The following is a 17,447-nucleotide window of genomic DNA, read 5'->3' as shown; positions in this document are numbered from 1 at the left end:
GCTCTCGGCGATCGCGCAAGTACCAGGCCCCGGCGTTTTGCCGGGGCTTTTTTTATGTCTTTGACCCGTCCTGAATAGCGTTGACACGTTTTCGACTTAAATCCGGAGAACGTGATAATGGCCGAGTTTAAACGCACACAACGCGACTATCCTTTGTCTTTTAAAATTGCTGTTGTTGAGCAGGTTGAAAAAGGCGAAATGACCTACAAACAGGCTCAACTGCGCTATGGTATTCAGGGACGTTCGACCGTTCTGACTTGGTTACGCAAGCATGGCCACCTTAACTGGGCCCCAGGTCTTCCCTCTCTCTCCAGCCGGGAGTTGCCCATGAGCCAACCGTCTGCCCCTTTAACTCCTGAGCAAAGGATCAGGGAACTTGAAGAACAGCTTGAGCTGGTCACCCAGAAAGCGGAGTTCCTGGATGCTGTCGTTAACGTGCTGAAAAATGACTATGGGATCAGTGTCATAAAAAAGCGGCCAGGCAAGTCCTCACGCAAAAACAGCCCCAAAAAATAACCATTACCCGGGCCTGTCAGTTCCTGGGACACAGCCGACAAGCCTGATATCAGCACAATACACGGCTTAGTAAGCAGCGGGCTCGTGATGTCCGGATCGTCGATTTTGTTAAAACGATAAGAGTACGTCAGGCGCGTATCGGGACCCGTAAGTCGCATTATCTACTGAATAAACAATCAGATGATGGATTGCATGTCGGACGTGACCGGTTGTTCTCTCTGCTGAAGGAACGCCGGCTGCTGGTGCCAGTCAGACGGGCGTACCATAAAACAACGGACAGCCATCATCGTTTTCGGCGACATCCCAATTTATTAAAAACGGGACCGGAACAGGTGGTGGTCAGGCGACCAGAACAGGTATGGGTAGCAGATATTACCTATCTGCCAACCCGGAATGGCATGGTCTATCTGAGCCTGATAACGGATGCCTGCTCAAGGAAAATAATGGGCCATCATGTACACAGCGATCTGCGTACTGACAATGTCGTGCAGGTTCTGAAACAGGCCTTAAAGCAGAGAAAAACGACTCAGCCACTGATCCATCACTCGGACCGTGGAATACAATATTGTTCAGCAGGTTACCAGTCAATCCATGAAAAATACGGGCTAATATGCTCAATGACAGATGGCTATGACTGCTATCAGAACGCATTGGCGGAAAGGGTGAACGGGATACTAAAGACGGAGTTTTTGCTATCACGCCCGGCAGATCTGGAGCAGGCAAGAAAGATGGTGAGGGAATCGATAGAAATTTACAACGGAGAGCGGCCTCACCAGTCGCTAAAATATAAAACGCCCGATGCGGTGCATCAGGCGTTTTACAGGCATAAAAGTGTCAACCTATGCCAGGACTAGTCATGTGGATGATTAGTGCTGTGCATCGGGCGAGAAGTTGAAGACTTCGCCCGGAGTAATGCCGCAGTTTAAAACGCGCACCGCATTATTGCCATTTCCGGGATTGATCAGGATATCGTGGATAGTGCGATTGTTGTTCATGACAAAACGCGCGTAGTAAAGGTTGCCGATGCGTATCCAGGGAATAGCTTCATTGCTCTCGACAGTGTCGGTATAGTTATCGTTGAACGAGCGGGCCCAAATGCCAGTCGAAGCTTGCGCGGTAGATTGATCGCCGATAGAGGATGCGATGGCCCAGAATGTTCTCAGTCCCATGCTCCGATGAATACGTTGACCTAAACCTTTATAAGCCGGGTTATCTCCATTGGCGGTCAGGATATTGCTATCCGCCGTCAGATTTCCGTCAATAAACCAGCCTACAGGCTGTTTGTCAGCACCGATGGCGATCATATTGCTGTTCGTCAAACAATTTAGCGGAGCCGCATGTAGCTGGTAGCTGCGTTGCGCAATGCTCAGTGTGCCTCTAAGAATGTTGTAACCCGCTTCATTGTTCAGACTGCCGTTCGTCCACATTGGCATGACGGTGTTGCTGAATGAAAGTTGATACCCGCCGTTCGCTTCGAAGCGAACGGCCTGAGGAGAGAGTGAACCCTTCGGTCCATTAGCGGTAGCGAAGTTAACATTGCTGATTTGCACTGGGGTGATATTTGATTGGCCAGTAGACTTTCTTAATACCAGGAAGCCCCCAACGGTATCACCATAGTCATTAATATAAGAACCGTTGGCGATTTGAATATTGGCGGAGGAATCCGAGTCGATATCAATTCCGGTACCATTTCTGTCAGCCATGAAATTGCTCAGGCTAAGGCCGCCTAAATAGGAGGTTCCTTGTGTTGTAGTTTTGATAAAGATCTTTTTGCCATAAGAGAACACATTCACCATAAACGTATTGTCGTGGCGATCGAGATTGAAAGCACAAGAACCGGTTACAGCGATAGAGGCAGTCACCGCGTTTTCTGTCGGGCGCACGACGTTGGCATTGACGTGAACATTGGTAAATCTGTTGATGTCCCTGCTTTCATAAACCCTGTAGTCGCAGCGTACTGCCCAACCGTAGATATTCTCAAAGTTGTTGGCTTCTCCACGAGCTTCAACAAAATCATAGGCGCCTACATAACGGCAGTTGGCGACTGACAGAGCGCCGGTTGCGGTAATGGTGGCCCCGTATGGAACAAACGCCTCCGGCTGGGTGGCAGTATATTTCTGATCTGGATAGAGGAACGACCAACCATCAAAGACAACGTTCTTATCGCAGGCGAAACAAACCGCACCTGCCGGCTTTTTGATGATGAAAGCACTATCGTCCGCAAGGCCTGCCCGATTAGGGCCATTGTTTGTAAGACTTGCAGGGCCTTGAGCAAGACCGCGGCGGGATCCTCTGACTGTGATGCCATTAGCGACGTTGATAGGTTGAGTGCTGGTCAGCAGATATTGAGCATTTTCCGAAGCATAGACCACTTTGTTTTTTAAACTCGCGGCATAGTTTAATGTCGCGCTGATTGCTGCGTCAGAGGTGGAAGTGCCACTAGGATCAGCGCCGAAGTGATCGAAAGTCAGTTTCTGATCCAGTCGTTTCCAGCGGGCTCCTCCCGTTGTAACCACCACGGTACCGTTATTGTCCGCACTGGTTGTATCCGTTTTCGCATAATAGAATTCGCCGCCGCCGGTGAAATGTCCGGGGGTGTGAGAAACTAAAAAGACAATCTGGTCATCTGTAACTGGCGTCAGATTACGCAATTCACTGATGTTATTAACACTAATCATATTGTTCATGAAATTTCTCCTGTTGGTTGGCAACACGATTCTCAATCAGGATGGACGTTTCAAAAAGTCGATGAGGTTTGCTGGGTGCTGATACAGCGTGAAGTTCAGGCCGCGGCAATTGGAGCATGCGTTGGCCTGGTACCTTGTCAAGACGCAGCACCGTTTCAACGCTGTTATTCGGTCGGCGGCCCCATCTCTTCTTGCGATCGCCATGCCCTGCTGATAAGTTTGTGAGTTAAAATCCTTTAAATATCATAATATTAAATGATTTTTTGGTATGTATTTCCGTGGTGAATGGTTTGCGTTCTGCCGCTCGTCACCGCGCCGGTATTTTTACCTGTTCATCGCCTGCCTTATGGCCGGAACATCACAGCATCAATTGAGGAGAGCCGTCGGCGCAGCCGCAGGGCGCGTTAACGGCGGACTAAACAAGGAGATAACGATAATGACCCGAACGGCACACTGTTTGAGCGCGGCGCTTTTACTGACGTTGGCCCTGACCGGCTGCCAGACCGCCAAGCGACCTGTTTCTACATTAAGCCAGCCGCCCAGCGCAGAAGAAATTGCGGAACAAGACAAACGGCAGCGTGAGGCCGAGCGCATGCAGCAGTGCCAGCGCGAGTTGGATGCCATGCGCGGCATGGATAACGAAAAATACCAAAAATTCAAACGCGAATTCGATACCTTGATGGGCGGCGCCGCGCAGTATGCCGGGGTACGCCAGCGGGTCAACACGGGCACGCAGGAAACCGTCGACGCCCTGTATCGTTATCGCACCAGCCGTCTTTGCGCGGACATCAGTTCTGCCATGATGACCGGCCTGGCTGAGCGCGGAGAACGCGCCCAATGACCCCTCGTGCAAGAAAGGCCTTACTGAGCCTGATGATACCGCTGGCGTTTGCGCCGGCGGTGGCCGGGGCGGATGACGATGTGCCGGCATTATTGCAGTTTGCCGAGCGTTACCAGCGGCAGGACGCGCCGGCAGCCGAGACCGTGGTTACCCCATCCCAGGAAAGCCAAAAGCCGGCGTCCCGGCCGGTTCAAGCTCGTGAAACGAGCTCACAGAGAAAGCAACTGGCTCAGTTGCAAAAGACGCTGCGCGAGAAAGAGACTCGATTGGAGCAACAGCAAGCCGCTCTTCAATCCCTGCAACAGGAGTTGACCGCGTTGCGGGTTGCGTCGTCCCTGACCGCTGCCGATAAACCGACACCGGCGCCTGATTTGAGCGCGTTGAGCGACTTCGCCAGCGGCGTACGACAGGCGCTGAACCTGACGCCGCAGGAGCGCAAGGCTCAGGCGCAGATCGCCGAAGCGCAGGCGGCGTTAGCGCGGCAAAAGCAGCAAACCGAGGAGCGCGACCGGCGCATTGCCTTGCTGGAACAACGGCTGGCGGCGTTGCCTGAACAGGCGGATAAGGCTTGGCAGGAGAAACTGGCGGCGGCCCAGACCACCAACGATAAAGCGCGCCAGCGTTATGAGCAGGATAAAAAAGCGGCCGCCGCTGAGCTGGAACAGCAGAAGGCCGAGGCTGCCAGGCTGACGGGCGAACTGCAGCAGCAGCTGGCGCAGCTGCAAAAAGAGCAGGAGGGCCAACGGCAGCAGGGTGGGCAGCAAGAGAAAAGCCTGAAGACGGCGCTGGCGCAGCAAAAGGCCGAAGCCGCCAAGGCGACGGGTGAACTTCAGCAGCAGCTGGCGCAGCTGCAGAAAGAGCGTGATGATCAACGCCAACAGGTTGAGCAGCAAGAGAAAAGCCTGAAGACGGCGCTGGCGCAGCAAAAGGCCGAAGCCGTCAAGGCGGCGGGTGAACTTCAGCAGCAGCTGGCGCAGCTACAGAAAGAGCGTGATGGTCAACGCCAACAGGCCGAGCAGCAAGAGAAAAGCCTGAAGACGGCGCTGGCGCAGCAAAAGGCCGAAGCCGCCAAGGCGACGGGTGAACTGCAGCAGCAGCTGGCGCAGCTGCAGGAAAAAAACAAGACGCAAACCGAACAAGCTAAAGCGTTGGAACAACGTTTGGCGGTGGTAACGGCGGAAAGCGCGCAGGCTGCGCAGCAGCGGGATAAAGCGACACTGCAGGCGGATAAAACGGCAACGGAGCTGGCGGCCGCCCATCAGGCGCAGCAAGCTTTGCAAGACGAGCTGAGCGGGCTGAGATCGCGGGCCAAATGGCTGCCTGATGCGCAGGCGCTCAAGAAAAAGCCGGAACAGCAGAGCTATGCTGCCGGTGTCGCTTTGGGACGCGATATTCAAACGATGCTGGCGGAGCGTAAAAATTGGGGCATCAATCCCGATAAAACCCTGCTGCTGGCGGGCGTGATCGATACCTTCAACGGCCATTACCAACTAAGCGATGCACAGTTGACCCGCGCGCTGGCGGAGTCGGAAAAAACGGTGAACGACGCCAGAAACCAGGCGGCGAAGGTGCAGACCAGCAAGGGCGAGGCGTTCGTCACCGAGTTTAAAAAGAAGAAAGGCACGCAGAAGTCGCCTGCCGGTTTCTGGTATCGCATCGATTATGTAGGTGATGAAGCCATTAAGGAAAACGCACGGGTAGACATTGTGGTGAAAGAGAGCTTAACCGACGGCAGCGTGATTCAGGATATGGATCGCAGTGGGAAGGTGATGTCACAGCCACTCTCTGCCTATCCGCCGTTGTTCCGCGAGGCGATCGGCCATCTGAAAAATCATGGCTCTCTGACAATGGTGGTGCCGCCGGCGTTGGCGTACGGAGAAACGGGCTATGCGCCGCAGATCCCGCCGAACGCGACCATGGTGTATGAGCTGCGGATTGTCGATGTCGACAACGGGTAAATTCGGGCCGGCTCAGGCCGGCCCGATTAGCGAACGCTAGGGTTTTTTGGCGGTCAGCACGGCGCGCAGGGGCGCCGGATAGCCTTCGATCGTTTTGCTGCGATCGTTCGGATCGAGGAATTCGGCCAGTGACTCGCTGGTCATCCAGTCGGTGCGGCGCTGCTCTTCGAGGCTGGTGACGCACATATCGGCGATCTTCACGTCGACGAAACCGCACTTCTCCAGCCAGCATTTCAGCGCTTCGGCGGAAGGAATGAAATACACGTTGCGCATCTGTGCATAACGATCGCCCGGCACCAGCACCTGGTGGCGATCGCCTTCCACCACCAGCGTTTCCAGCACCAGCTCCCCTTCAGCCACCAGCTGATTTTTCAGCTGATAGAGATGATCGAGCGGCGAGCGGCGGTGATATAGCACCCCCATTGAGAACACGGTGTCGAACGCCGCCAGATCCGGCAACTGCTCGATGCCGAGCGGCAGCAGGTGGGCGCGCTGATCGCCACCCAACAGCTTGCGCACCGCTTCGAACTGGCACAGGAACAGCTGCATCGGATCGATGCCGACGGCAAAGTGTGCGCCGGCGCCGATCATGCGCCACAGGTGATAGCCGCTGCCGCAGCCGACGTCGAGAATGGTGCGGCCGGCTAGCGGAGAAATGTGCGGCAGCACGCGATCCCACTTCCAGTCGGAATGCCATTCGGTATCGATATCGATGCCATACAGCGAGAACGGCCCTTTACGCCATGGCATCAGGGTGCGCAGCATTTTCTCGATGCCCTCGAGCTGGCCCGGCGACAGGCCGGGCTCCATCTCGGCGCGCACGCCGTGCAGCAGATCGAGGCGGGTTGGGGTCAGCGTCGGCAAATGTTCCACCGAGTTAAACCACTGTTTGAATTTGCCGTGCAGCGATTCGCGTTGCCAGGCGCTGAGCTGCGCAGGCAGGGTGTCCAGCCAATGGCTGAGGGGGCTTTTGGCGATGCGCTGATAGAAATCACCGAACTCGATCATTGCGCATCCCCCGCTTTCAGGGCGATCAACGAACCGAAGTTGAAGCATTGGAACCACACTTCGGCATGCTCGAACCCGGCTTGATGCAGGCGCGCCTTATGTGCCTCTACCGAGTCGGTCAGCATCACGTTTTCCAGCATGCTGCGTTTTTGGCTGATCTCCAGCTCGCTGTACCCATTGGCGCGTTTGAAATCGTGATGCATGTTGAACAGCAGTTCGCCGACTTCGGCGTCTTCAAAGCTGAACTTCTCCGACAGCACCAGTGCGCCGCCCGGGCGCAGGCCGCGATAAATTTTCTCCAGCAGGCGCAGGCGATCGGCCGGTTCGAGGAACTGCAGCGTAAAGTTCAGCACCACCATCGAGGCGTTCTCGATGTCGATGTCGCGAATGTCGGCTTCGATGACGTCAACCGGCGTGTCGGCGCGGAAGGCGTCAATATGGCGGCGACAACGTTCCACCATCGCCGGCGAATTGTCGACGGCGACGATATTGCAGCCGGGCACCTTGATATTCCGCCGCATCGACAGCGTTGCCGCGCCCAGCGAGCAGCCCAGGTCATACACCCGGCTGTCGGGTTGCACAAAGCGTTCGGCCAGCATGCCGATCATCGAGATGATGTTGGAATAGCCGGGAACGGAGCGTTGGATCATGTCGGGGAACACTTCGGCAACGCGTTCGTCGAAGGTCCAGTCGCCCAATTTGGCGATGGGGGCGGAGAAAAGGGTATCGCGGTTTGGCATAGCGGCAAATCAGTTCAGAATTCGAAGCTGCGTAGTCTAACAGAAAAGCGCAAAAAAGCGGAGCGGAAGCAGGCGGCGCGGCCGCCTGATGATAAAACGGGATCAATGCAGGCTAAAAATCAGATCCCAGGGTAGATAGAAGATATTTGCCAGAACCATCAACAGCAAAGAGATATAGGTCGCGGCCATGCCTGAACGGCGCCAGCGAACCTCGCGGTTGCGCAAACCGTAGTAATGCACCAGCCGCCCGGCCATCAGCATCAGGCCGCAGAGGTGAATCATCCAGATTTCCGCGCCGTTCATCTCCATGATCACCAGCAATACGGCAGCGATCGGAATGTATTCAACGGCGTTGCCATGCACGCGGATGGCGGTCTGCAATTCGTAGAAACCGCCGTCGCCGTAGGCTACGCGGTACTGCATCCTTAATCTGACTACGTCATAAGAGAGTTTGATCAACAACAATGCGCCGAGCACCACATAAAGCGCGCTTACCATTTTTAACTCCGTTCCCTAACCAAAACTGGCAGCCAGCATCATAGCCGTCATTGTATTCACTGTCGCGGGGAAATATTTGATGTTATTGGTCAGATTAATAGGTCAAAACAGTGCATCCTGTTCCGGCCAGTCCGGCGGCGCAGGCAAATCGGGGATCGCCAGGCGCAGCTGCTGCCAAATTTTTTGCGCCTGCTGGGGCGAATCGCCGTTGTCCGGCGTATGAATAAACAGATAAGGCTGATGCTGTTGCTGCCACAGCGGCAGTTTTTGCTGCCAGGCTTCGAACCAGCGCAGGTTGTCGGCCAGCTGATCGCCGCCGATAAAGCGCACCAGCGGTTGGTCGGCGGTGACCAGGGCATGCACCGGCAGCTTCGGTTTTTTCTGCTGCGCATCGCGCACGGCGGCGGTATGGGGGGCGGCGTGATGCACCGGGCGGCTGTCGAGGATCACCCGATTGATGCCGCGCTGGTGCAACCCCTGATTCAGCGCACGCTCTGCCTCGCCCTTGGCGAAAAACGCCGGATGACGCACTTCAACACCGTAGGTGAATTCTTTCGGCAGGCTTTCGAAGAATTGCCACATGCGCGGCAGCTCGTCAGGGCCGAAGGCGGCGGGCAGCTGCAGCCACAGTTGGCCGATGCGCTGATGCACCGGGCTCAGGCAGTGGTAAAACGCCTGCAGCTCGGCGGCGCAGTTACGCAGGGCCGCCTTGTGGCTGATGTCCGACGGGAATTTGAAGCAGAAGCGAAAATCGTCGCCGGTCATGTCGCGCCAGCGCTGCACGATTTCCAGCTTCGGCAGCGCGTAGAAGGTGGTGTTACCTTCCACGCAGTTGAAGTAGCGGCTGTAATCCGCCAAGTCACGCAGCCCGATGCGGTTCCAGGCCGCATGTTGCCACTGCGGCAATCCGATGTAGATCACGGCGTCGTCTTCCTTTACTGAGATCATCAGGCTACAACTTAACGTTACCGCTCGAGCGCGGCAAGAATTTCGCCGGTGTCGCGCACCCGCGCCAGACGTGGGAAGATGTGTTCGAACGCGAAGCGGTGCATTTCCGCGTTCTGCGCGCTGCAGACGTCTTCGGCGATCACCAGTTCATAGCCGTGTTCCCAGGCGGCGCGAGCGGTGGACTCTACGCCAATATTGGTGGAGATGCCGCCCAGCACCACGGATTTGATGCCGCGGCGGCGCAGCTGTAAATCCAGATCGGTGCCGTAGAAGGCGCCCCATTGGCGTTTGGTGACCAGAATATCGCTGTCATTGACCGCCAGCGGTGCGGGGAACTCCCACCAACTGACCGGCAAGCCGCCGGCGGGCGCGGGAGCCGGTTTGTCCACCGGCTGTTTCAGCGCTTCGGCGAAGGTGTCGGACCAGCCGACGCGCACCAGCAGCACCGGCGCGCCCAGCAGACGAAAACGCGCGGCCAGCAGGGCGGCGTTCGCCACTACCTGGTCGGCGCTGTGCGGGCCGCCGGCGTAGGGCAGAATGCCGTTTTGCAAATCGATCAGCACCAGAGCGGTGGTTTGGGCGTCAAGTTTCAGCATGGATTTCATCTCGTTGCGAAGTGGATAAAAACTGTTCGGCGCGCCAGGCGAGCAGCGTACGGCGCAAACCGGGGGAGAATCAGGCTACGTGAAAAAACTGTCGCAGGTTAATGGGAAATTTGTTAATCGATGTGTTGATTCGAACGAAAACGCGCCATTTAGTGCAGTAACAATGCTGTGTTCGCACTTATCGGGCGGATGAATTTCCTTTATAATGACTCCCTTTTTTCAACACTCTTTAATCCAACGACCTATGCCGATTTATGAATATGCATGTGGTGCTTGCAACCATCGGTTAGAGAAATTGCAAAAATTTTCCGATGCGCCGCTGGCAGACTGCCCGGCGTGTGGGCAGCCCGCGTTGACCAAGTTGATCTCGTCCTCCGGTTTCCAGCTTAAGGGTACCGGCTGGTATGCGACGGATTTTAAACCGGGTAACAAGTAGAATTTATCAGATAACAGCCGCGCGACAGGGGCGCAGTAGCCCGGCGCGGCATCGGCTGTGTAAAAGGATAGCGTATGCGTACTGAATATTGCGGGCAGTTGAATCTGTCCCACGTGGGCCAGGAAGTCACTCTGTGTGGTTGGGTCAATCGTCGTCGCGATCTCGGCGGCCTGATCTTTATTGATATGCGCGACCGCGAAGGCATCGTGCAGGTGTTCTTCGATCCGGACCAGAAAGTGGCGTTCGACAAGGCCTACGACCTGCGCAATGAGTTCTGCATCCAGATCGTCGGCACCGTGCGTGCGCGTCCGGACAGCCAGATCAATAAAGATATGGCCACCGGCGAAGTGGAAGTGTTCGCCCACGCGCTGGAAATCATCAACCGCTCCGAGCCGCTACCGCTGGACTCCAACCAGGTCAACAGCGAAGAAGCGCGCCTGAAATACCGCTACCTGGATCTGCGTCGCCCGGAAATGGCCGAGCGTCTGAAGACCCGCGCCAAAATCACCAGCTTCGTTCGCCGCTTCATGGACAGCCACGGCTTCCTCGATATCGAAACGCCGATGCTGACCAAGGCGACGCCGGAAGGTGCCCGCGATTACCTGGTGCCGAGCCGCGTGCACAAGGGCAAATTCTACGCGCTGCCGCAGTCCCCACAGCTGTTCAAACAGCTGCTGATGATGTCCGGCTTCGATCGTTACTACCAGATCGTCAAATGCTTCCGTGACGAAGACCTGCGTGCGGACCGTCAGCCTGAATTCACCCAGATCGACGTCGAAACCTCCTTCATGACCGCCGATCAGGTACGTGAAGTGATGGAGAAACTGGCGCGCGAACTGTGGCTGGACGTGAAGGGCGTGGATCTGGGCGATTTCCCGGTCATGACTTTCGCCGAAGCGATGCGTCGCTTTGGCTCCGACAAGCCGGACCTGCGTAACCCGCTGGAGCTGGTGGACGTGGCTGACCTGGTCAAAGACGTCGAGTTTAAAGTCTTCTCCGGCCCGGCCAACGACGCCAAAGGCCGCGTGGCGGCGATCCGCGTACCGGGCGGCGCACAGCTGACCCGCAAGCAGATCGACGAGTACGGCGCTTTCGTCAACATCTACGGCGCCAAAGGCCTGGCGTGGCTGAAAGTCAACGACCGCGCCGCCGGCATGGAAGGCGTGCAGAGCCCGATCGCCAAATTCCTCAGCGCGGACGTGCTGGAAGCGGTCCTGGCGCGCACCGATGCGCAGACCGGCGATATCCTGTTCTTCGGCGCCGACAGCTTCAAGATTGTCACCGATGCGATGGGCGCGCTGCGTCTGAAGCTGGGTCGCGATCTGGCGCTGACGCAACTCGACAGCTGGGCACCGCTGTGGGTGGTTGACTTCCCGATGTTCGAAGAAGACGAAGAGGGCGGCCTGGCGGCCATGCACCACCCGTTCACTTCGCCGCGCGACATGAGCCCGGAAGAGCTGGCGGCAGCGCCGGTCAACGCCATCGCCAACGCCTATGACATGGTGATCAACGGTTACGAAGTGGGCGGCGGTTCGGTGCGTATCCACCGCAGCGAAATGCAGCAGACGGTGTTCAGCATTCTGGGCATTAACGAACACGAACAGCGCGAGAAGTTCGGCTTCCTGCTGGACGCGTTGAAGTACGGTACGCCGCCGCACGCCGGCCTGGCTTTCGGCCTGGATCGTCTGGTGATGCTGTTGACCGGCACCGACAACATCCGCGACGTCATCGCCTTCCCGAAAACCACCGCGGCGGCCTGTCTGATGACCGACGCACCGAGCTTCGCCAACCCGGCGTCGCTGCAGGAGCTGGCGATCAGCGTGGTAAAGAAAGCCGGTGCGGAACAAGAGAGCGAGTGATGAGTTACAAGCGCCCTGAATCTATCCTGGTAGTGATTTACGCGAAATCCAGTGGTCGGGTGCTGATGTTACAGCGGCGCGACGATACCGAGTTCTGGCAGTCGGTCACCGGCAGCCTGGAACAGGATGAGTCGCCGCCGCATGCCGCGCAGCGTGAAGTCATGGAAGAAGTCGGCATCGATATCGAAGCAGAGCACCTGCCGTTGTTCGATTGCCAGCGCTGCGTGGAGTTTGAACTCTTTGTCCATTTGCGACATCGCTATGCGCCGGGAACCACGCGCAATAAAGAGCACTGGTTCTGTCTGGCGTTGCCCGAGGAGCGCGATCCGGTGATTACCGAGCATCACGCTTACCAATGGCTTGAGGCGGCCGAGGCCGTGAAGTTAACCAAGTCATGGAGCAATCAGCAGGCGATTGAAGAGTTCGTGATCAATTCAGTCCAGTAGTTTTTTTCGGAGATTTTTTTATGGCAGGTCATAGTAAGTGGGCCAACACAAAGCACCGTAAAGCGGCGCAGGACGCCAAGCGCGGTAAAATTTTCACCAAGATTATTCGTGAGCTGGTCACGGCCGCCAAGCTGGGCGGCGGCGATCCGGATTCCAACCCGCGTCTGCGCGCGGCGATGGACAAGGCGCTGTCGAACAACATGACGCGCGACACCATGAACCGTGCCATCGCGCGCGGGGTGGGCGGCGATGATGATACCAACATGGAAACCATCATCTATGAAGGTTACGGCCCTGGCGGCACCGCCGTCATGATCGAATGCCTGAGCGACAACCGCAACCGCACCGTGGCGGAAGTGCGCCACGCCTTCACCAAATGCGGCGGCAACCTCGGCACCGACGGTTCCGTGGCTTACCTGTTCACCAAGAAGGGCGTGATCACCTACGCACCGGGCCTGGATGAAGACACCGTGATGGAAGCGGCGCTGGAAGCCGGTGCGGAAGACATCGTGACCTATGACGATGGCGCGATCGACGTGTTCACCGCCTGGGAAAGCCTGGGCGCGGTGAAAGACGCGCTGACCGCGGCGGGCTTCGAAGCCGAAGCGGCGGAAGTGTCGATGATCCCATCGACCAAGGCCGACATGGACGCGGAAACCGCGCCTAAGCTGTTGCGCCTGATCGATATGCTGGAAGACTGCGACGACGTGCAGGAAGTTTACCATAACGGTGAAATCTCCGACGAAGTGGCGGCGACGCTGTAATCCGGTAAAACGGGCGCCGCCGTTCGGCGGCGCCGTGCATGCAAGGTGGATGTAGATATGGCGATCATACTCGGTATCGATCCCGGCTCACGCGTCACCGGCTATGGCCTTATCCGCCAGCAGGGGCGTCAGTTGAGCTATATCGCCAGCGGCTGCATCCGCACGGTGGTGGACGACATGCCGACGCGGCTGAAGCTGATTTACGCCGGCGTCAGTGAGATCATCACCCAGTTTCAGCCCGATTTCTTCGCCATCGAACAGGTGTTTATGGCCAAGAACCCGGATTCGGCGCTCAAGCTCGGCCAGGCGCGCGGCGTCGCGATCGTGGCGGCGGTGAATCAGAATCTGGAAGTGTTCGAGTATGCGGCGCGGCAGGTCAAACAGACCGTGGTCGGCACCGGCGCGGCCGAAAAGGCGCAGGTACAGCACATGGTGCGCTCGCTGCTAAAACTCTCGGCCAACCCGCAGGCGGACGCCGCCGATGCCCTGGCCATCGCTATCACCCACTGCCACCTCAGCCAGAACGTGCTGCGGATGAGCGAAGGGCGGTTGAACCTGGCGCGCGGGCGTTTGCGCTGACGCAAAGCGATGATTGCTCAGGCTGGATATTCATCCAGCCTTTTTTATGTTATAAGCTTTACCAGCAACGGCATGGCAGGGCGCCATGCCCGGTCATTCTGCAGGAGGGTAAATGATAGGTCGTCTCAGAGGAAATATTCTGGAAAAGCAGCCGCCGTTGGTGTTACTGGAGGCGAACGGCGTGGGCTATGAGGTACACATGCCGATGACCTGCTTTTACGAGCTGCCGGAACTGGGGCAAGAGGCCATCGTGTTTACCCACTTCGTGGTGCGTGAAGACGCGCAGCTGCTGTACGGTTTCAACGACAAGCAGGAGCGCGCGCTGTTCCGCGAGCTGATCAAGGTCAACGGCGTCGGGCCGAAGCTGGCGCTGGCGATCCTGTCGGGCATGTCCGCGCAGCAGTTCGTCAGCGCGGTGGAGCGCGAAGAGATCACTGCACTGGTCAAGCTGCCGGGCGTGGGCAAAAAAACCGCCGAGCGCCTGGTGGTAGAGATGAAAGACCGTTTCAAAGGGCTTAACGGCGACCTGTTCAACAGCAGCAGCGAGATCAGCCTGCCGTCTGCCACCGACAAAGCGCCGGATGTGGACGCGGAAGCCGAGGCCGTTTCGGCGCTGGTGGCGCTGGGCTATAAGCCGCAGGAAGCCAGCCGCATGGTCAGCAAGATTGCCAAGCCGGGCGCCGACTGCGAAACCCTGATCCGCGACGCGCTGCGCGCCGCCCTGTAAGGCCGAAAAGGGGTAGATAATGATTGAAGCCGATCGCCTGATTTCCGCCGAACCGATCAACGAAGAAGAGATCCTCGATCGCGCCATTCGTCCCAAGCTGCTGACCGAATACGTCGGCCAGCCGCACGTGCGCGAGCAGATGGAGATCTTCATTCAGGCGGCCAAGCAGCGCGGCGACGCGCTCGACCATCTGCTGATCTTTGGCCCGCCAGGGTTGGGGAAAACCACCCTGGCCAACATCGTGGCCAACGAAATGGGCGTGAATTTGCGCACCACTTCCGGCCCGGTGCTGGAGAAGGCGGGCGATTTGGCGGCGATGCTGACCAACCTCGAACCGCACGACGTCTTGTTCATCGACGAAATTCACCGCTTGTCACCGGTGGTGGAAGAAGTGCTGTATCCGGCGATGGAAGACTACCAGCTGGATATCATGATCGGCGAAGGGCCGGCGGCGCGTTCGATTAAGCTCGATTTGCCGCCGTTCACGCTGGTGGGTGCCACCACCCGCGCCGGCTCGCTGACCTCGCCGCTGCGCGATCGCTTCGGCATTGTCCAGCGGCTGGAGTTTTATCAGGTGGCGGATTTGCAGCACATCGTCTCGCGCAGCGCCGGGTGCCTGGGGTTGGAACTGTCCGACGAGGGTGCCCATGAAGTGGCCCGCCGTGCGCGGGGGACGCCACGTATCGCCAACCGCCTGTTGCGCCGGGTGCGCGACTTCGCCGAAGTGCGCGCCAACGGGGTGATCAGCGGTTCGGTGGCGGCGCAGGCGCTCGATATGCTCAACGTCGATGCCGAAGGCTTCGACTATATGGATCGCAAACTGCTGCTGGCGATTATCGACAAGTTCACCGGTGGTCCGGTCGGGCTGGACAACCTGGCGGCGGCGATCGGCGAAGAGCGCGAAACCATTGAGGACGTGATCGAGCCGTTCCTGATCCAGCAGGGCTTTATCCAGCGCACGCCGCGCGGCCGCCTGGCGACGCAGCATGCCTACCGGCACTTCGGGCTCGAGCGCGAAGCATAAGTTTTCCACCCGTCATAAAAAAGGGCCGCATCTGCGGCCCTTGACGTTAATGTTGAACTTGATGACGTTACCGGGTCTATAGAAGGCGCACATAAAAAAGGAAAATCAATTCATTGATTTTCGGCTGCTCACCACAGAGGAGGAAAAACCGCGTTTTTTCCTCCTCTGTCAGCAGTAGAAAGGGCCGCATCAGCGGCCCTTGTCATATCCCGGTTTTAATCAGGCCTGCTGTTTTTTGAACAGGCTCAGCGTGAACAGCACGGCGGCGCAGAGCACCACCGAAGGGCCGGCCGGCGTATCGTAAAACGCCGAGAAGGTCAGGCCGCCGGTGACGGCCACCATGCCGAGCAGTACCGCGACGCCGGCCATCTGTTCCGGCGTGCGCGCGAAGCGGCGAGCGGTGGCGGCCGGAATGATCAGCAGTGAGGTGATGATCAGCGCGCCGACGAATTTCATCGCCAGACCGATGGTCAAGGCGGTGACCAGCATCAATACGGTGCGTGCGCGCACCAGGTTAACGCCGTCGACGTGCGCCAGCTCCGGGCTGATGGTCATCGACAGCAGATCGCGCCACTGCCACCATAGCACCAGCAGCACCACGGCGACGCCGCCGGCGATCATCAGGATATCGCTCAGCGTGACCGACAGCAGATCGCCGAACAGGTAGGCCATCAGATCGACCCGCACGTTAGACATCAACGCCACCACCACCAGCCCGAGCGACAGGGCGCTGTGGGCCAGAATGCCGAGCAGGGTATCCACTGAAAGCTGCGGGCGGCGTTCCAGCCACACCAGGGCCAGAGCCAGCAGCAGCGTAATGGCGATCACCGCATAGAAGGGATTGATGTCCAGCAGCAGACCAAAGGCGACGCCGAGCAGCGAGGCGTGCGCCAGGGTATCGCCAAAGTAGGACATGCGACGCCAGACCACGAAGGAACCCAGCGGCCCGGCGGCGCCAGCCAACAACACGCCAGCCAGCCAGCCGGGAAGTAACAGTTCAATCATGCTTCGCGGCTCCCGGTTTTCTTCAAGACAATTCTTCCCTGCAGGTCGTGACGGTGGTTGTGATGGTGGCGATACACCGCCAGTTGCTCTGCGCCGCGGTTGCCGAACATGGCGATGAATTCGGGATGCATCGACACCACCTCCGGTGCCCCGGAGCAGCAGATGTGCTGATTGAGGCACAAGACCTCGTCGGTTTTCGCCATCACCAGATGCAGATCGTGCGAGACCATCAGCACGGCGCAGCCCAGCTCTTTACGCAGCTGATCGATGAGATCGTACAGCGCCAGCTGGCCGTTGACGTCCACCCCTTGCGTGGGTTCGTCCAGCACCAGCAGCTGCGGTTTGTTCAGCAGCGCTCGCGCCAGCAGCACGCGTTGGTTTTCGCCCCCGGAGAGCTTTTGCATCGGCTGGTCGAGCAGGTGAGCGGCGTGCACGCGCTTGAGCGCCGGCAGAATGTCGGCTTTCTTTACGCCGGGCTTGAGACGCATAAAGCGGCTGACGGTCAACGGCAGGGTGGCGTCGAGGTGCAGCTTTTGCGGCACGTAGCCAATGCGCAGATCGGGCTCACGCTCCAGCGTGCCGGCGGTCGGTTTGACCAATCCCAGCACCACGCGCACCAACGTAGACTTGCCCGCGCCGTTCGGGCCCAGCAGCGTGAGAATACGGCCGGGTTGCAGGCTGAGGGAAATGTTCGACAGCACCTTGCGGCTGCCGAAGGCGACGGAGATATTTTTTAGCGTTATCAGTGTAGACATCTCGAGATTACAGGTTGCAGAACGAAGCGAATGTTATAATATCACGCCTTG

Annotated in this window: 17 protein-coding genes and 1 pseudogene; 10 read left to right on the top strand and 8 right to left on the bottom strand. The window is 57.9% G+C overall.

Annotation, left to right across the window (positions count from 1 at the left end; translation table 11 throughout):
- Window positions 1–114 precede the first annotated feature (114 nt).
- Window positions 115–1,370, top strand: a pseudogene (locus QOL81_RS02710) (IS3 family transposase).
- Between the two features lie 12 nt (window positions 1,371–1,382).
- On the opposite strand, the gene QOL81_RS02705 reads toward QOL81_RS02710, so the two are convergent.
- On the bottom strand, window positions 1,383–3,203 hold the full coding sequence (locus QOL81_RS02705; RefSeq protein WP_087762684.1) for a putative phage tail protein: 1,821 nt from the start codon (window positions 3,201–3,203) through the stop codon (window positions 1,383–1,385).
- 436 nt (window positions 3,204–3,639) lie between these two features.
- Between QOL81_RS02705 and QOL81_RS02700 the strand changes: the two genes are divergently transcribed.
- Window positions 3,640–4,044 (top strand): YuaE family lipoprotein, encoded by a 405-nt coding sequence (locus QOL81_RS02700; protein ID WP_060425843.1) that lies wholly within the window; start codon window positions 3,640–3,642, stop codon window positions 4,042–4,044.
- A complete protein-coding gene (locus tag QOL81_RS02695; protein WP_283439644.1) occupies window positions 4,041–6,002 on the top strand; it encodes an FKBP-type peptidyl-prolyl cis-trans isomerase N-terminal domain-containing protein in 1,962 nt (653 codons plus the stop codon). The genes QOL81_RS02700 and QOL81_RS02695 overlap by 4 nt, the downstream gene beginning before the upstream one ends.
- Before the next feature lie 36 nt (window positions 6,003–6,038).
- On the opposite strand, the gene cmoB is transcribed toward QOL81_RS02695, so the two are convergent.
- The 5 genes from cmoB to QOL81_RS02670 form a co-directional block, all read right to left on the bottom strand.
- The gene (cmoB, locus tag QOL81_RS02690; protein ID WP_060423921.1) at window positions 6,039–7,010 is read right to left on the bottom strand and encodes a tRNA 5-methoxyuridine(34)/uridine 5-oxyacetic acid(34) synthase CmoB; all 972 of its coding nucleotides are present in this window, start codon (window positions 7,008–7,010) and stop codon (window positions 6,039–6,041) included.
- Entirely contained in the window at window positions 7,007–7,750 is a 744-nt protein-coding gene (gene cmoA, locus QOL81_RS02685; protein WP_049202466.1) for a carboxy-S-adenosyl-L-methionine synthase CmoA, read from the bottom strand. Before cmoA ends, cmoB begins: the two co-directional genes overlap by 4 nt.
- Before the next feature lie 102 nt (window positions 7,751–7,852).
- Entirely contained in the window at window positions 7,853–8,248 is a 396-nt protein-coding gene (locus tag QOL81_RS02680) for an MAPEG family protein (protein WP_004932387.1), read from the bottom strand.
- Between the two features lie 102 nt (window positions 8,249–8,350).
- On the bottom strand, window positions 8,351–9,166 hold the full coding sequence (locus QOL81_RS02675) for a DUF72 domain-containing protein (protein WP_100395852.1): 816 nt from the start codon (window positions 9,164–9,166) through the stop codon (window positions 8,351–8,353).
- A gap of 47 nt (window positions 9,167–9,213) precedes the next feature.
- A complete protein-coding gene (locus QOL81_RS02670) occupies window positions 9,214–9,792 on the bottom strand; it encodes a hydrolase (RefSeq protein WP_060424110.1) in 579 nt (192 codons plus the stop codon).
- 214 nt (window positions 9,793–10,006) lie between these two features.
- On the opposite strand from QOL81_RS02670, the gene QOL81_RS02665 reads away from it, so the two are divergent.
- The 7 genes from QOL81_RS02665 (at window position 10,007) to ruvB (ending at window position 15,636) form a co-directional block, all read left to right on the top strand.
- Window positions 10,007–10,237, top strand: a complete 231-nt coding sequence (locus QOL81_RS02665; RefSeq protein ID WP_320204121.1) for an FmdB family zinc ribbon protein — start codon at window positions 10,007–10,009, stop codon at window positions 10,235–10,237.
- Window positions 10,238–10,311: 74 nt separating this feature from the next.
- Entirely contained in the window at window positions 10,312–12,096 is a 1,785-nt protein-coding gene (gene aspS / locus QOL81_RS02660) for an aspartate--tRNA ligase (protein ID WP_060423918.1), read from the top strand.
- A complete protein-coding gene (gene nudB / locus QOL81_RS02655; RefSeq protein WP_019452808.1) occupies window positions 12,096–12,542 on the top strand; it encodes a dihydroneopterin triphosphate diphosphatase in 447 nt (148 codons plus the stop codon). The genes aspS and nudB overlap by 1 nt, the downstream gene beginning before the upstream one ends.
- 20 nt (window positions 12,543–12,562) lie before the next feature.
- On the top strand, window positions 12,563–13,306 hold the full coding sequence (locus QOL81_RS02650) for a YebC/PmpR family DNA-binding transcriptional regulator (protein WP_033647638.1): 744 nt from the start codon (window positions 12,563–12,565) through the stop codon (window positions 13,304–13,306).
- Window positions 13,307–13,363: 57 nt separating this feature from the next.
- On the top strand, window positions 13,364–13,885 hold the full coding sequence (gene ruvC, locus QOL81_RS02645; protein ID WP_004932367.1) for a crossover junction endodeoxyribonuclease RuvC: 522 nt from the start codon (window positions 13,364–13,366) through the stop codon (window positions 13,883–13,885).
- Between the two features lie 112 nt (window positions 13,886–13,997).
- Window positions 13,998–14,612: a Holliday junction branch migration protein RuvA gene (ruvA, locus tag QOL81_RS02640; protein WP_060423916.1), complete on the top strand. Its 615-nt coding sequence runs from the start codon at window positions 13,998–14,000 to the stop codon at window positions 14,610–14,612.
- A gap of 19 nt (window positions 14,613–14,631) precedes the next feature.
- Window positions 14,632–15,636: a Holliday junction branch migration DNA helicase RuvB gene (gene ruvB / locus QOL81_RS02635; RefSeq protein WP_038877130.1), complete on the top strand. Its 1,005-nt coding sequence runs from the start codon at window positions 14,632–14,634 to the stop codon at window positions 15,634–15,636.
- A gap of 219 nt (window positions 15,637–15,855) precedes the next feature.
- Here ruvB and znuB read toward each other — a convergent pair whose 3' ends face one another.
- Together znuB and znuC are read right to left on the bottom strand one after the other, a co-directional pair.
- Complete coding sequence (znuB, locus tag QOL81_RS02630) at window positions 15,856–16,641, bottom strand: zinc ABC transporter permease subunit ZnuB (RefSeq protein WP_038877132.1); 786 nt, start codon at window positions 16,639–16,641, stop codon at window positions 15,856–15,858.
- Window positions 16,638–17,396, bottom strand: a complete 759-nt coding sequence (gene znuC / locus QOL81_RS02625) for a zinc ABC transporter ATP-binding protein ZnuC (RefSeq protein ID WP_004932357.1) — start codon at window positions 17,394–17,396, stop codon at window positions 16,638–16,640. The genes znuB and znuC overlap by 4 nt, the downstream gene beginning before the upstream one ends.
- Window positions 17,397–17,447: the final 51 nt, after the last annotated feature.

It is taken from the genome of Serratia sp. CC22-02, from assembly GCF_900182895.1.
In the GTDB taxonomy this organism is placed as follows: domain Bacteria; phylum Pseudomonadota; class Gammaproteobacteria; order Enterobacterales; family Enterobacteriaceae; genus Serratia; species Serratia nevei.
Note: the sequence above shows the minus strand (reverse complement) of the source record. Positions and strands in the feature narration are given on the sequence as shown.

What these genes read in the sequence shown, in the direction of transcription:
- QOL81_RS02705 (WP_087762684.1), bottom strand. Translation starts at nt 3,203, where the DNA reads ATGAACAATATGATTAGTGTTAATAACATCAGTGAATTGCGTAATCTG.
- QOL81_RS02700 (WP_060425843.1), top strand. Translation starts at nt 3,640, where the DNA reads ATGACCCGAACGGCACACTGTTTGAGCGCGGCGCTTTTACTGACGTTG.
- QOL81_RS02695 (WP_283439644.1), top strand. Translation starts at nt 4,041, where the DNA reads ATGACCCCTCGTGCAAGAAAGGCCTTACTGAGCCTGATGATACCGCTG.
- cmoB (WP_060423921.1), bottom strand. Translation starts at nt 7,010, where the DNA reads ATGATCGAGTTCGGTGATTTCTATCAGCGCATCGCCAAAAGCCCCCTC.
- cmoA (WP_049202466.1), bottom strand. Translation starts at nt 7,750, where the DNA reads ATGCCAAACCGCGATACCCTTTTCTCCGCCCCCATCGCCAAATTGGGC.
- QOL81_RS02680 (WP_004932387.1), bottom strand. Translation starts at nt 8,248, where the DNA reads ATGGTAAGCGCGCTTTATGTGGTGCTCGGCGCATTGTTGTTGATCAAA.
- QOL81_RS02670 (WP_060424110.1), bottom strand. Translation starts at nt 9,792, where the DNA reads ATGCTGAAACTTGACGCCCAAACCACCGCTCTGGTGCTGATCGATTTG.
- QOL81_RS02665 (WP_320204121.1), top strand. Translation starts at nt 10,007, where the DNA reads ATGACTCCCTTTTTTCAACACTCTTTAATCCAACGACCTATGCCGATT.
- aspS (WP_060423918.1), top strand. Translation starts at nt 10,312, where the DNA reads ATGCGTACTGAATATTGCGGGCAGTTGAATCTGTCCCACGTGGGCCAG.
- nudB (WP_019452808.1), top strand. Translation starts at nt 12,096, where the DNA reads ATGAGTTACAAGCGCCCTGAATCTATCCTGGTAGTGATTTACGCGAAA.
- QOL81_RS02650 (WP_033647638.1), top strand. Translation starts at nt 12,563, where the DNA reads ATGGCAGGTCATAGTAAGTGGGCCAACACAAAGCACCGTAAAGCGGCG.
- ruvC (WP_004932367.1), top strand. Translation starts at nt 13,364, where the DNA reads ATGGCGATCATACTCGGTATCGATCCCGGCTCACGCGTCACCGGCTAT.
- ruvA (WP_060423916.1), top strand. Translation starts at nt 13,998, where the DNA reads ATGATAGGTCGTCTCAGAGGAAATATTCTGGAAAAGCAGCCGCCGTTG.
- ruvB (WP_038877130.1), top strand. Translation starts at nt 14,632, where the DNA reads ATGATTGAAGCCGATCGCCTGATTTCCGCCGAACCGATCAACGAAGAA.
- znuB (WP_038877132.1), bottom strand. Translation starts at nt 16,641, where the DNA reads ATGATTGAACTGTTACTTCCCGGCTGGCTGGCTGGCGTGTTGTTGGCT.
- znuC (WP_004932357.1), bottom strand. Translation starts at nt 17,396, where the DNA reads ATGTCTACACTGATAACGCTAAAAAATATCTCCGTCGCCTTCGGCAGC.